The sequence below is a fragment of the Streptomonospora sp. PA3 genome, from assembly GCF_009728995.1.
Classification (GTDB): domain Bacteria; phylum Actinomycetota; class Actinomycetes; order Streptosporangiales; family Streptosporangiaceae; genus Streptomonospora.
Window position 1 is genome coordinate 290,732 of sequence record NZ_VTZW01000015.1, and the last position, 13,954, is coordinate 304,685.

Below are 13,954 nucleotides of genomic sequence, written 5' to 3' on the forward strand. Positions count from 1 at the left end.
ACGGTCACAACGATGACCGAGCGGATGTCCGCCCGTCAACTGAAACGCGAATTTGTCTCACTATTCGAGACACAGCGGTCAGCATGCGAGTGCGACCCAGGTCACAGTAGCGTCCGTACCCAGGGAAATCCACCCCCGGAGACAGCGGAATTCCACCATTCGGTACCGGCCGGACATTCCGCGGCATTCTGCGGCATTGCACGGCGAATCCGTGCACACGCAAAGGCCGGCCCGCGCTCGGCGGCACGGGAATGGCGGAAGACCGGCGAGCGCTCCGCCCGGCGCCGGGGGCGGGGGCCGGGCCCCTACAGCGGTATCCCGGCCTCGCCGCCCACCAGCGCCTCCACGCCGTCGGCCACCATGGGGCGGGCCACCAGGAAGCCCTGGCCGTACCCGCAGCCCATCGAGCGCAGCTGCTCCAGCTGCTCGCTGCGCTCGATGCCCTCGGCCACCACCTGCACGCCCAGGTCCTGGCCGAGCCGGATGATGGTGTGGGTCAGCAGCGTCACCGTGCCGTCCGTGCCCAGGTCCCGGATGAACGACGGGTCGATCTTGATGGTGTCCACGCGCAGCTCGCGCAGATGCGCCAGCGACGCGTACCCCATGCCGAAGTCGTCGATGGCCAGGCGCACCCCCAGCCGCCGCAGCTGGGCCAGCCGCTCCACGGCCTCGCCCTGGCTCTCCAGCAGGACCTCCTCGTCGACCTCCATGGTCAGCACCTCGGCGGGCAGCCCGCTGTCGGCCAGCGCCCCGGCCACCGTCTCCACGAACCGCGGCGCCAGGATCTGCTTGACCGACAGGTTCACCGACAGCGCGATGTCCCAGTCGGAGGCCCGCCAGATCGCGACCTTCTCGCAGGCCTCCCGCAGGATCCACTCCCCCAGCGGCGTGATCAGCCCCGACTCCTCGGCCGGGCCGATGAAGCCCTCCGGCAGCACCCGTTCGTCGCCCCGCTGCCAGCGCACCAGCGCCTCCACAGCGGTCACCTGCGAGCTCTCCAGGTCCACGACCGGCTGGTACTCCAGCAGGAAGTCGCCGTTGGCCAGCGCCTGGCGCAGCTCGGTCTGCAGCTCCAGGCGGCCCACGACCTTGGCGTGCATGTGCGCGGCGTAGATCTCCAGTCGGCCGCCCCCGCCCATCTCCTTGGCGCGGGCCAGTGCCATGTCGGCGTTGCGCAGCAGTTCGCCGCTCTCCACGACGGAGTCGGCGAAGGCCACTCCGGCGCTGGCCGACAGCACCACCTCGCGGTCGGCGACCTGGAACGGATCCGCGCTGATCGACCGGATCAGCCGCTCGGCCAGGTCCACCACGTGCTGGGCGTTGGGGCCGTGCTCGATCAGTACCGCGAACTCGTCGCCGCCCCAGCGCGACAGCGTGACCCCGGAGTCGGTGGTCGCGCGCAGTCGGCGGCCCGCCTGGGCCAGCAGGTAGTCGCCGAAGGTGTGCCCGGCGGAGTCGTTGACCGCGGTGAACCCGTCCAGGTCCAAGAAGATCGCGGCGATCTCGCCTTCGGCCTGGCCGCGCTCGCGGCGCACCAGCACCTCGCGCGCCCGCTCCTCCAGGTAGGCGCGGTTGGGCAGGCCGGTGATCCCGTCGTGGAAGGTCAGGTGGTTGACCTGGTCCTCCAGGGCCACCTGGGCGCTGATGTCCCTGGTGGTGACCAGCAGCCGGTCGGGTTCGCCCGGCTGCTCGTACAGCGAGGCGGTCGACTCGGTGTGCCGCCAGGTGCCGTCGCCGGCGCGGACCCGCAGCCGCAGGTGGATGCCCTCGCTGTCGTCCTGGGTGAAGGCCGCCATCGCCCGCTTCACCTGCGGCAGGTCCTCAGGGTGCACGATCGCGGTGACGGGCTCGGTGAGCAGGTCGTCCAGCCGGTAGCCGAACGCCTCGGCGGCTCCGGCGCTGACGTAGAAGATCCGGCCGTCGAAGTCCAGGATGAGGATGACGTCGCCGCTGTTCTTGGCAAGCTCGTGGAAGTGCTGCTCGCGCGTGTGCACCATCCGCGACAGGGTCGCGTTCTCCTCCAGCAGCCCGCTCATCCGCACCAGCAGCACGATCACCGCCGACCCGGCCGCCAGCGGCAGCACCGGCGCCAGGCCGTCCACCCGCAGGGCACCGATCGTCAGCACCACCGCCGCCACGAACAGCGCACCGCAGGCGGCGATCTCGGGGGCGAACCGGTACAGCCCGCGCCCGGTGATGCGGCGCGGGCGGGTGCCCGCGCGGTCGCGGATCAGCCACGGCAGGCAGCCCAGCAGGGCGAAGCCGACGAACCGCACCGGATACTCGATGCCGCCCGCGGGCAGCACCCCGGTCAACCGGGTCACCGCGCCGATGAGGTCGGCGCCGCAGATGATCACGAACGCGCCGACGGCCAGCAGCACACCGCGGCGCGTGCTGTGCGGCGAGGTGAAGACCAGCGGGGCCAGCAGGCACAGCACGACGATGTCGGCGACCGGGTAGACCAGCGCGAAGGCGAGGAACCCGCCGCCTTCGCCCAGCTCGCTGTAGAGCGGGGCGAACAGCAGCAGCCACACGATGGAGAACAGCGCCGCCGCGCACACGTAGCTGTCGGTGACGTGCCGCACCACCGGGCGGAAGCCCTTCGGCAGCGGCGCGAACCGGGTGAACCCGAGCACGAAGAGCGGCAGCGCCACCAGGGAGAAGAGGTCGCCGAAGCTCAGCGAGACCGCGGCGTTGGTGCTCAGCAGCCCGGTGACCGCGTAGACGAAGGCGCCGGCGCTCCAGGCCAGCGCGGCGAAGCCGAGCAGGCGCAGCGCCGCGGCGCCGTCGGCGCCGTCGGCGTTGGCCTCGCTGTCGGCGGCGGTCGCGGCCCGGCGGCGCGAAGCGTACAGGAGCGACACCGCGGCCGCGGCCGCGGCCGCGGCGGGAGGCCACGAGCCCAGCCACGCGGTCAGCGTGACGTCGCCGACGCTGACGAGCGAGCCCAGCGCGTAAAGCACCGCGAGGGCGATGATGGCTCCCAGCCAGATGCGCGAATCGGCCTTCATCGCCACGCTCCCGAACGTGGGCGGAAGACCGAGTGGGCGGCGGGTCCCACCGCGGCGACCGTGATCATCACTGGTTGGGCGCGTCGGCTGCGGTTTCCGGGCCGCAGCGAAGGCGCCCGCCTCCTTCCGGAATGCGTGCCCCGTGCTGTCGGTGCGGGCCCGTTCGGGCCTTCGGGGCGGATCTGGGGGATGGTCGGGGTCCGGGCACAGCACGGAGCTGGGCCGCCGTCCCCGGTGAGCGGCCGCGCGACCGCCGCCACGGCGCGTATCGGCCGTGTGCGGTCTGCCCGGTGAAGCAGGAGGCCCGGTGGCGGACAGGGGGCCCGATCGCCGACGCAGTTGGCGAAGCGGTCAACGAGCGGCTCCTCCTCCCGCATGGCCGGAGCGCGGCAGTCGGGCCCGGCGCGGGGAGCGCAGCCACGGCTTCGGGGCCGGGCCCCTTCGGCACCGGGACGTCGACGGCGGGTACCGGCCCGGCCGTCCCGCGGCGCCCGTTTCGCACCGGGGGCGGCTCGGACGTGCAGGGACGCGGAATCGCCTGCAAGCGTCTCTCCGGTATCCGCCCTGACCAGGCTAGTCACCCAAGGTCACGCTGAGATAGAGATGCAGACGAGACATGGCGACGACATGAACACCGTATGTGATCATCCCCTGTCACCCGCGCCGTTCACCCGAACCGCCCTGGGACTCCCCGTGTTCAACGACTCCCCCGTTTCCGCCGCAGACCGTGCAGGGGCGGACGGCGCCCCCGCGTCGCGTGTATCGCCCCGCCCCGGCAAGGCGGGACGCTGTACAGCACCGCGCCGCCCCGGACGGTACCGCCGTCCGGATCCGCTGCCTGCCACATGCCCGGCGGCCGTGCCCGGGCACGGGACGAAAGACCCGTCCCGTACACGCTCGGCGGCCGCCGCGGGTTCCCGGCGCCCGCGGCGGGCCGCGCGTACCGCGGACGTCACCGGAGCCTACTAAGGACGGGCGGATGGTCGGGCCTGCGGTGATCGGTGCGGGCGCCCGCCGGTGACCGGTGAGCGACGGGAGCAGCGACGGCGTGTCCGGAGCTTTCGGGGGCGCGTCACCCTCCGACACACGCGGACCGGAACCCCGCATGCCCGATTTGGGCCGGGCCATCGACCGCGCGGATTTCACCGGATTCGGGGGGCGAAATCCGGTGAAATCCGCGCGCTCGGCTCCCCCAGCGGCGATGATCTTGTACCTGGGCACGAGCCCGGCCCCGCGCCGCCCCGCCTCGCCTGCGCGGGTGCGCTGCCGCCGCGCTCCCCCGCCGGGCCGGCCCCGCGGTCACTGGGCGCCGAGACGCTCCAGGATCAGCTCTCGCGCCCGGCCGGCGTCCGCCTGCCCGCGGGTGGCCTTCATCACCGCGCCCACGAGGGCGCCGGCCGCGGCCACCTTCCCGCCGCGCACCTTCTCGGCGGCGTCGGGGTTGTCGGCGATGGCCTGGTCGACGGCCGCGCCCAGCGCCGAGTCGTCGCTGACGACCTTCAGCCCGCGCGTCTCGACCACCTGGTCGGGGTCGCCCTCGCCGGCCAGTACGCCTTCGACGACCTGGCGGGCCAGCTTGTTGGTGAGCGTCCCCTCGGCCACCAGGGCGGCCACGCGGGCCACCTGCTCGGGCGTGATCGCCAGCGCCGCCAGCTCCACCTCGGACTCGGTGGCGCGGCGGGAGAGCTCGTTGAGCCACCACTTGCGGGCGTCGTCCGGCGACGCACCGGCCTCCACCGTGGCGGCGACGAGGTCGATCGCCTCGGCGTTGACCAGGTCGCGCAGCTCCTCGTCGGACAGCCCCCACTCGGCCTTGACCCTGGCCCGCTTGGCCGCGGGCAGCTCCGGCAGGCCGGCGCGCAGCTCCTCGACCCAGTCGGCGCCCGGTGCCACGGGAACGAGGTCGGGGTCGGGGAAGTAGCGGTAGTCCTGGGCCTCCTCCTTGCTGCGGCCCGAGACCGACGTACCGGTGTTCTCCTGGAAGTGCCGGGTCTCCTGTACCACGCGCTGCCCGGCGCCGAGCACGCCGGCCTGGCGCTCGATCTCCGAGCGCACCGCGCGCTCGACCGAGCGCAGGGAGTTCACGTTCTTGGTCTCGCTGCGAGTGCCCCACTCGTCGGCGCCGCGCGGCATCAGCGAGACGTTGACGTCGCAGCGCAGCGACCCCTCCTCCATGCGCACGTCGGAGATGCCCAGGGAGCGGACCAGGTCGCGCAGCTCGGTGACGTAGGCGCGCGCCACCTGCGGCGCCAGGTCGCCGGTGTGCTCGATCGGCTTGGTGACGATCTCCAGCAGCGGGATGCCGGCGCGGTTGTAGTCGACGATGGAGTACTCGGCGCCGTGGATGCGCCCGGTGGCGCCGCCCATGTGCGCGGTCTTGCCGGTGTCCTCCTCCATGTGCACCCGCTCGATGCCCACGCGGAACTCGCGCGGACCCTCGGGAGTGTCGACCGTCACGTCGAGGTAGCCGTCGGTGCACAGCGGCTCGTCGTACTGGGAGATCTGGTAGTTCTTCGGCATGTCGGGGTAGTAGTAGTTCTTCCGCGCGAAGCGGCACCACGACGCCACCGAGCAGTTCAGCGCCAGCCCGAGCCGGATCGCGCTCTCCACGGCCTTCTCGTTGACCACGGGCAGCGAGCCGGGCAGCGCCAGGCACACCGGGCATACCTGGGTGTTGGGTTCGGCGCCGAAGGCCGTGGCGCAGGAGCAGAACATCTTCGAGGCCGTGCCCAGCTCGACATGGGTCTCCAGCCCGAGCACCGGCTCATAGGAGCGCATGGCGTCGTCGAAGGCCACGGGGGCCGGACCGTCACCGCTCGTGGCAGGGCTACTCGTTACCGCGCCAACCATCGCCGCAACCCGTTTCCTTATCCGAAGTCCGTGTCCGACGAGCCCCGCTTTCGGAGCGGGGCCGTCCGAGTCCTCCCTCGCGGTGCCGCACGGCGGAACCGCGGCGGCGCACCGCGCCCGCCGGTCAGCGGGCCGCGGGCCGCTTCATGCAGCCTACCGATGCCGGGCGCACCCGGGGACACGCCGCCGCCCCCGGCGCCGTCCGCCACAGCGCGGGAGTCGTCCCCGCTCAGCGACGGGCCGGTTACGCGCCAGGCCCGCTATGTCACAGCATGCGCACGATTCGACGTCGGGTCGTCGCACATCCCCCGACGGCGGGGGCCTGCGAGGTTACGCTGTGCCTTCCGAGCAGGTATTCCGTTGCATTCCGCGCGCCCTGGCCGCCCCCGGTGCCAACCGCCGACCGGCATCTCGCGAAGGAGCGAAAGGGCGGCGCACGGCCCGCGTGGAGACGGTTGCAGCGGGCGACCACAGCGACGTGGCGCACGCGGCCTCCTCTCCAGGCGACGGGTGACGGAGAGAGACAGGAACACGACGCAGTGCAGCGCATCCGTCGGGGCGGCGGTGGGCGACGCAAAGAGACGACGCGGCGCGCAGCGCCACCGTTAAGGGCGGTGGCGGGCGACGCAAAGAGACGACGCGGCGCGCAGCGCCACCGTTAAGGGCGGTGGCGGGCGACGCAAAGAGACGACGCGGCGCGCAGCGCCACCGTTAAGGGCGGTGGCGGGCGACGCAAAGAGACGACGCGGCGCGCAGCGCCACCGTTAAGGGCGGTGGCGGGCGACGGGAGGGAGGGTCCATGTCCGGCTTCCGAGGATGCGGACTCCTGCGGCGGTGCGTCGCGGCGGCCGCGGCGCTCGCTCTGGCCGCGGGCACGCCGTCGCCGGCCTCGGCCCAGGACATAGCGCGTGTCGGCCCCGAAGCGGAGTCCGGCGCCACGATCCGGCTTGAGGGCGGCGACGCCGCGAAGACCTCCCTGTATCGGCTGATGGTCGACGAGGACACCGCGGTGGCCGCCTACTGCGCGGACATCAGCACCAGCGTCAACCCCCGGGCCGCCTACACCGAGTCGTCGTGGGACGCCGACTCCGCTCCCGCCGTGCACGCAGCCGCGCCGGCCGCGCTGAACTGGATCACCGCGCACTCCTATCCGAGCGTGGATCTGGAGCGGCTGCGCGAGGAGAGCGGTGTGCCGGGGGTCAACCAGGCGCAGGCGATCGCCGCGACGCAGGCGGCCGTCTGGCACCACACCAACGGGATCGACCTGGCGCAGGGCCCCGGCCGGGGTTCGGCGGGCAACGCCGCCCCGATGCGGGAGCTCTACGACTACCTGCTGGAAGGCGCCCGGCTCAACGCGGGCGCCGAGCCGGAGGCGACGCTGGCGCTGACGCCGGGGCGTGTCGAGCGCGCCGACCCCGCCGCGCCCATCGGTCCGTTCACCGTGCACACCACCTCTCCCGGCCCGGTCGCCGTGTGGGTGGGCGGTGCGCGCAACGGGCAGCTGACGGGCCCCGGGGGCGAGCCGGTCGAGCAGGTGGGCGACGGCGGCGAGTTCTTCCTGCGGCTGCCGCCGCAGACCCCGACGGGCGTCGCGACCGTCTATGCGCGGGTGACCGACGCGCGTGTGCGGCCCGGACGGCTGTTCGTGGGCAAGGACGGCGTGCAGACCCAGCCGCTGGTGGCCGCCGACACCGCAGCGACGGGTGCCACCGCCGCGGTCAAGGTCGACTGGGTGTCCGAGGAGGCCGCGGCCGAGGAGCGCCCGGAGCCGGAGTCGCCGGGCACCGAGGACGGGGACCAGGACGCCGACGAGGCCGCGCCTCCGGCTCCCTCGGCGAGCCCGGCGCAGACACCCGCGGCCTCCCCCACGGAGGTGGTCGTCGCCGAGGACCGCCGCCCCGAGGACAACCTCGCGCGGACGGGAACCTGGCTGGGGACCATCCTCATCGTCGGGTTGGCGCTCGTGGCGGTCGGCGCCGCGGTGCTGTACCTCACCCGGCGCTCGCTGTGATGTCGGACGTCGTTTCCAAGGCGCTTTCGGATGACGGCATGGCCGTTTGCGGCCAGAGGTTTCAGCGGCGGCGGTCGGCGGCCTTCCGTCCGCCGACCGTTCCCGAAGCATCCCATCACCCGACCAAGCTGCGAATACGGAGGTCTCCGAGGGGTTCCGGATCCTCTGCAGTCACGGGCGTCTCGAAAGTTCCGGATAACGGACAGCACAGAACAGATTCCATAATTTTGGCGAAGCCGGTTGGAAGGCCGGAATCAGGTCGCTAGGATCTGCCGTGCGGTAGTCGAGAAATCGCCGTCGCGGCCCCCCGCTACCGTCCTCGGCGATCGAACCACGCCCCCGGGGCGTCTGATCCACCTTCGGCCGAGCACCGCACCAGCGACCGGCGCCTCGACGCGCCCCTCCCCTGGTCGGCCGAGCGCTGTTCGCATTGTGAAGTGCGGAAACAGTACTGTCCGGTTTCCCCTAAATTCCACCGGGACACGATTTGAGCATAACGAGTCACCCCCTGCCCGCCACGCGCCGCAGTCGCGCGATCACCAAGGTCGCGGCCACGGCCGCGGCCGCCGCCCTTGCTTTCGGTCTCTCCTCCGCCCCGGCTGCCGCCGAGGGCGCCAAGGGCGAGTACGTCGGCAACGCCCAGGGCGGCCACAAGGTCCACACCGCCAACGGCGCGACCGTCGGCACCAACCTGTTCAAGCTCAAGCTTGAGGACGGCACCGTCCTGCGGACCTACTGCATCGACTTCGAGACCCGGATCCGGGGCGGTGCCGAGTACCAGGAGGACGACTGGGCGAACTACCCGGGCAAGGGCGAGTTCGCCGAGCCCGCCAAGGTGCACTGGGTCCTCCAGCACAGCTTCCCCAAGCTCGACGTGGCCCAGCTCGCCCAGACCAGTGGTGTCAAGGGCCTGGACCAGCGCGACGCCGTGGCCGGAACCCAGGCCGCCATCTGGCACTTCAGCAACGGCATCAAGCTCGGCGAGGGCAACGACGCCGAGGTCAAGGCGCTCTACACCTATCTCACCGAGAACGCCGTCGAGGAGCCGCAGAGCCAGCAGCCCGAGATCTCGCTGAGCATCACCCCGGCCGTCGCCGAGGGCAAGGCCGGCGAGACCATCGGCGGGTTCATGCTGGAGACCAGTGCCGACAGCGTGCCGCTGAAGCTGTCCGGCCCCGAGGGCGTCAAGCTGGTCGACGCCGAGGGCGCGGAGATCACCGGCCCGGTGGCCAGCGGCACCGAGTTCGGTGTGGCGGTGCCCGAGGGCGCCGAGGCCGGCGAGGCCGGCGTCTCCGCCTCGGTCTCCACCGAGGTCCACATGGGCCGCCTGTTCAAGGGCGTCGAGGGCCAGAAGGCGACGCAGACCCTCATCACCGCGGAGACCAGCACGATCTCCGCCGAGACCGGTGCCAAGGTCAGCTGGACCGCGGGCGCCAAGCCCACCCCCACCCCCTCGCCCAGCGAGACCCCGAGCCCCTCGCCGAGCGAGACCCCGAGCCCCTCGCCCAGCGAGACCCCGGACACCAAGCCCACCCCGAGCGAGACCCCCTCGACCCCGCCTGCCGCGGGTGGCGATGACGACGAGGGCGGCCTGCCGGTCACGGGTGCTGCTCTGGGCGGCCTGGTCGCCGCCGCGGTCGCCGCTCTGGGCGCCGGCGCCGCGGTCATGTACCTGAGCCGCAAGCGCCGCAGCTCCACGGTCGAGTAAGACCGGCCCGGGTCCCCTCCCTTCGAGGGGATCGGACGGCGTGCAGCGCCCGTCGCCGCGATCCCGCGGCGGCGGGCGCTCTCGCGTTTACCGGGGCGCGGCCGCGCCCGCGCACAGCACGAAGGGCGCCCGGATCCCCGCGGGGATCCGGGCGCCCTTCGGCGTATCGGGGCGGTGCGGCGCGTGCCGCCCGGGCCTGCGGCTACACCGCGTACGCGCTGTTGGCCAGCAGCGGACCGCCCTGGCGCTCGTTGAGCGCCGCCTCGACCGCCGCGCCCACGCGGTAGGTGCGGTCGTCCGCGAGAACCGGGGCCATGATCTGCAGCCCGACCGGCAGACCGTCCTCGGGGGCCAGGCCGCAGGGCACGGACAGGGCCGCGTTGCCGGCCAGGTTCGCCGGGATGGTGCACAGGTCGGCCAGGTACATCGCCATCGGGTCGCCGGTGCGCTCGCCGATCGGGAAGGCCGTGGTGGGCGTCGTGGGCGACACCAGCACGTCGACGTTCTCGAACGCGGCGTCGAAGTCGCGCTTGATCAGCGTGCGCACCTGCTGGGCCGAGCCGTAGTACGCGTCGTAGTAGCCGCTGGAGAGCGCGTAGGTGCCCAGGATGATGCGCCGCTTGACCTCGGGGCCGAATCCCTCGGCACGGGTCAGCGACATGACCTCCTCGGCGCTGCGGGTGCCGTCGTCGCCCACACGCAGCCCGTAGCGCATCGCGTCGAAGCGGGCCAGGTTGGACGAGCACTCGCTTGGTGCGATCAGGTAGTAGGCGGCCAGCGCGGCGTCGAAGCTCGGGCAGGAGACCTCGACCACCTTGGCGCCCAAGGACTCCAGCAGCTCCACGGCCTCCTGGAAGCGCTGCTGGACGCCGGGCTGGTAGCCCTCGCCGCCCAGTTCGCGGACCACGCCGACGCGCAGCCCTGCCACGTCGGCGCGCCGCGCGGCCTCGACCACCGGCGGGACGGGGGCGTCCACCGAGGTGGAGTCGTGCGGGTCGTGGCCGGAGAACGCCTCGTGCAGCAGCGCGGCGTCCAGCACACTGCGCGCGATGGGCCCCGGGGTGTCCAGCGACGAGGCGAAGGCGATCAGCCCGTAGCGGGAGGACCCGCCGTAGGTGGGCTTGGCGCCGACCAGGCCGCAGACCGCCGCGGGCTGGCGGATCGAGCCGCCGGTGTCGGTGCCGGTGGCCAGGGGCGCCTCGAACGCCGCAACGGCCGCCGACGAGCCGCCGGAGGAGCCGCCGGGGATGCGGGTGAGGTCCCAGGGGTTGCGCGTGGCGCCGAAGGCGGAGTTCTCCGTGGAGGAGCCCATGGCGAACTCGTCCATGTTGGTCTTGCCCAGGATCACCATGCCGGCCTGGCGCAGCCGGGCGGTGACCGTGGCGTCGTAGGGCGGCCGCCAGTCGGCGAGGATGCGGGAGGCGGCGGTCGTGGGCATGTCCACGGTGGTGAAGACGTCCTTGTGGGCCACCGGGACGCCCGCCAGCGGCCCGGGGTCCTCGCCGGCCGCGATGCGCTCGTCGACGGCGCGGGCCTGGGCCAGCGCGGTCTCGCGGTCCAGGTGGAGGAAGGCGTGGACGTCGCTCTCGACATCGGCGGCGCGGTCCAGGTAGGCGCCCGCGGCCTCGACCGCGGTGGTCTCCCGGGCGCGGACGGCCTCGCCCAGCTCGGCGGCGCTCATCCGCAGCAGGTCGGTCGCGCTCACTGCTCCTCCCCCAGGATCTGCGGGACGCGGAAGCGCCGGTCCTCCACCGCGGGCGCGCCCGCCAGCGCCTGGTCGGGCGTGAGCCCGGGGAGTGACTCGTCGGGGCGGTAGACGTTGGTCAGCGGCAGGGCGTGCGAGGTCGGCGGGATGTCGCCCTGAGCGACCTCCTGCACCTTGGCCACAGCCGAGATGATCTCGTCGAGCTGGGCGGCGAGCTGGTCCAGCTCGTCCTCGTGCAGCGCCAGCCGCGACAACCGGGCGAGGTGCGCGACCTCATCGCGGGTGATGGCGGACATGTAGGCAAACCGTTTCTTCGGCGGAATCGGACGTGCCCGCTCCGCTGAGCCGCCGGCGCGCGGGTCGCACGCCGCGGAGCGCCGGGCAGCGGCGGCTCGGTGGATTCGGACAGCTCAATCCTATTGCCGCCGCAGCGGCCCCGGGCGCGCTGTACGAACCGCCCGCCGGCACCGAAACCCGCGATCTTGTACCCGCGGTCACCGGTGATCGCGCACAATGACCACCGGTACACGATCGCCGCAGGTCAGGCGGAGCGGCTGTGTTCCTCGCCGAGTTCGCTGCCGCGGTAGCCCGCGGGGGGCTGCTGGCCGCCGTGTTCGACGAGCCAGGGGACGACGTCGTCGGCCTGCAGCGGGGCGGCGAAAAAGCGGCCCTGGGCGGCGTAGCAGCCCATGGTGCGCATGTCGGCGGCCACGCTCTCCGACTCGACCCCCTCGGCGACGGCGCGCATGCCCAGGGTGCCGACCAGGTCGACGGCCGACTGCACGATCAGGTGGCCGTCGGGGTCGGCGAGACTGCGCCGGACGAAGGACTCGTCGATCTTGATCTCCTCAAGGGGCAGACCGTTGAGCCGGGCCAGGGTGAAGTAGCCGGTGCCGAAGTCGTCCAACGCCAGCGAGACCCCCAGGTCGGCCAGCGCCAGCATGGTGGGGGTGATCGCGTCGGCCTCGGCGACCATCACGCGCTCGCTGATCTCCAGCCGCAGCGCCTGCGGGGCGACGCCGTGGCGCCGCAGTGCCGCCGCGACGATGTCGGGCAGGGTCGGGTCCAGCAGCTCGCGTGCGGACAGGTTGACGGCGACGGGCAGCCGCACGCCGGCGCCCCACCAGCGGGCGATCTGGGGCAGAGTGCGCTCCAGGACCTCGTGGGTGAAGCTGCGCATCAGGTAGGACTGCTCGACCAGGGGCACGAAGTCCTCGGGCGGCAGGACGCCGCGCTGGGGGTGGCGCCAGCGCACCAGGGCCTCCAGCCCCACGGCCCGGTGGTCGGCCAGGCTCACCTTGGGCTGGTAGTACATCAGCAGCTCGTCGTCGACCAGCGCGCGGCGCAGCTCGCCGAAGAGGCTGAGCCGGGCCGTGGAGTTGCGGTCCTTGTCCGGCTCGTAGAGCTCGACCCCGGTGCGGCGCTCCTTGGCGACGTACATCGCGACGTCGGCCCGCTGCATCAGCAGTTCGAAGTCGGGGGCGTGGTTGGGGTAGAGCGCGATGCCGACGCTGGCCTCCAGGTCGAAGTCCATGCCGTCCAGGCGCATGGGCTCGGCGAGGGAGACCCGCAGCCGGGCGGCGACCTCGCGGGCCGAGGCGGCGTCGCGGACCTGGGGCAGCAGAACGGCGAACTCGTCGCCGCCCAACCGGGCCACCAGGTCGCCGGGGCGCACGCTGTGGGTCAGCCGCCGCGCGACGGTCTGCAGCAGCCGGTCGCCCGTGGGGTGGCCCAGCGTGTCGTTGACCTCCTTGAAGCGATCGAGGTCGAGCAGCAGCAGGCCGACGCGGCTCTTGCGCTGCTGGGCCTCGGTGAGCGCCTCCTGGGTGCGCAGGATGAGCAGCTTGCGGTTGGCCAGCCCGGTCAGCTCGTCGTGGTTGGCCTGGTGCTCGCGCTTGACCGACAGGGTCGCGCTGGAGTAGAGGGCGGCCAGCGGGAAGAAGAACAGCGGGACCAGCCAGATCTCCTCGGTCATGGCCACCGACACCAGCGGCGCGAGGCTGAGGAGGACACCGTGGACGAACAGCCGCTGCCCGATGTCCTTGCGCAGGGTGGCGGTCAGCGGAGCGCGCTCGTGGATGGCCACGGCCGAGTCGACCAGCACGACGTTGCAGACGAAGTAGGCGGCGCCGGCGAGGGCGACCGCGGCCAGGTCCGGGCCGCCCACCGAGCGGGGCGGCTCGCCGCCCTGGGACATCAGCAGGCGCAGTACTCCCTCCGCCGCGCTGAAGCTGAGGACGTACTGGGCGATGTTGAACGCTACGCGGTGCGGGGCGTGGCCGCGCGCGATACCGGCGATGACCGAGGCCACGGCCTGCACGAGGGCGGCCACGGGCAGCCCCAGGGAGATCAGCAGCGCGAAGGCGAACGGCAGGGAGGTGGGGGCGCCTTGGTCGGGTGCGCTGCGCGGGGAGGCGATGGGGCGCAGCTCGCCGATGATCACCATGCACAGCATCAGCCAGATCAGCGGCATGGTCGTGAGCTGCTGCAGGCGGCCGAGCCCGTAGAAGTAGAGCGCGGCGGCGAGGAGCGCGCCTCCGGCCGCCGTCACGCCGGCGAGGTGGAGCCATAGCGGCGTCCCGGCCCGGGGGCCGATGTCCCGGGTGCTGGTGGGATCCAACATAGACGTCCTCAGGGGGATTCACGGTGCCCGGCGCCGAGCTTGCTCCCCC

The 13,954-nt window shown here is 72.8% G+C and carries 7 protein-coding genes; 2 read left to right on the top strand and 5 right to left on the bottom strand.

The features are described from left to right. Window positions 1–305 precede the first annotated feature (305 nt). Window positions 306–3,008 (bottom strand): bifunctional diguanylate cyclase/phosphodiesterase, encoded by a 2,703-nt coding sequence (locus FZ103_RS16245; protein ID WP_156002321.1) that lies wholly within the window; start codon window positions 3,006–3,008, stop codon window positions 306–308. 1,299 nt (window positions 3,009–4,307) lie between these two features. Next, entirely contained in the window at window positions 4,308–5,858 is a 1,551-nt protein-coding gene (gene gatB, locus FZ103_RS16250) for an Asp-tRNA(Asn)/Glu-tRNA(Gln) amidotransferase subunit GatB (RefSeq protein ID WP_156002322.1), read from the bottom strand. 799 nt (window positions 5,859–6,657) lie between these two features. Between gatB and FZ103_RS16255 the strand changes: the two genes are divergently transcribed. Continuing rightward, a complete protein-coding gene (locus FZ103_RS16255; protein ID WP_156002323.1) occupies window positions 6,658–7,869 on the top strand; it encodes a thioester domain-containing protein in 1,212 nt (403 codons plus the stop codon). A 487-nt stretch (window positions 7,870–8,356) separates the two neighbouring features. Next, entirely contained in the window at window positions 8,357–9,577 is a 1,221-nt protein-coding gene (locus tag FZ103_RS16260) for a thioester domain-containing protein (protein ID WP_255430044.1), read from the top strand. A gap of 202 nt (window positions 9,578–9,779) precedes the next feature. On the opposite strand, the gene gatA is transcribed toward FZ103_RS16260, so the two are convergent. The 3 genes from gatA to FZ103_RS16275 form a co-directional block, all read right to left on the bottom strand. Beyond that, window positions 9,780–11,258: an Asp-tRNA(Asn)/Glu-tRNA(Gln) amidotransferase subunit GatA gene (gatA, locus tag FZ103_RS16265; protein ID WP_156002407.1), complete on the bottom strand. Its 1,479-nt coding sequence runs from the start codon at window positions 11,256–11,258 to the stop codon at window positions 9,780–9,782. Window positions 11,259–11,278: 20 nt separating this feature from the next. Then, window positions 11,279–11,578 (bottom strand): Asp-tRNA(Asn)/Glu-tRNA(Gln) amidotransferase subunit GatC, encoded by a 300-nt coding sequence (gene gatC / locus FZ103_RS16270; RefSeq protein WP_156002324.1) that lies wholly within the window; start codon window positions 11,576–11,578, stop codon window positions 11,279–11,281. Between the two features lie 245 nt (window positions 11,579–11,823). Further along, window positions 11,824–13,905, bottom strand: coding sequence for a bifunctional diguanylate cyclase/phosphodiesterase (locus FZ103_RS16275; RefSeq protein WP_156002325.1), 2,082 nt, complete (start codon window positions 13,903–13,905; stop codon window positions 11,824–11,826). Window positions 13,906–13,954 lie beyond the last annotated feature (49 nt).

Coding starts and splice junctions, on each gene's coding strand:
- FZ103_RS16245 (WP_156002321.1), bottom strand. CDS start 3,008: ATGAAGGCCGATTCGCGCATCTGGCTGGGAGCCATCATCGCCCTCGCG.
- gatB (WP_156002322.1), bottom strand. CDS start 5,858: ATGGTTGGCGCGGTAACGAGTAGCCCTGCCACGAGCGGTGACGGTCCG.
- FZ103_RS16255 (WP_156002323.1), top strand. CDS start 6,658: ATGTCCGGCTTCCGAGGATGCGGACTCCTGCGGCGGTGCGTCGCGGCG.
- gatA (WP_156002407.1), bottom strand. CDS start 11,258: ATGAGCGCCGCCGAGCTGGGCGAGGCCGTCCGCGCCCGGGAGACCACC.
- gatC (WP_156002324.1), bottom strand. CDS start 11,578: ATGTCCGCCATCACCCGCGATGAGGTCGCGCACCTCGCCCGGTTGTCG.
- FZ103_RS16275 (WP_156002325.1), bottom strand. CDS start 13,905: ATGTTGGATCCCACCAGCACCCGGGACATCGGCCCCCGGGCCGGGACG.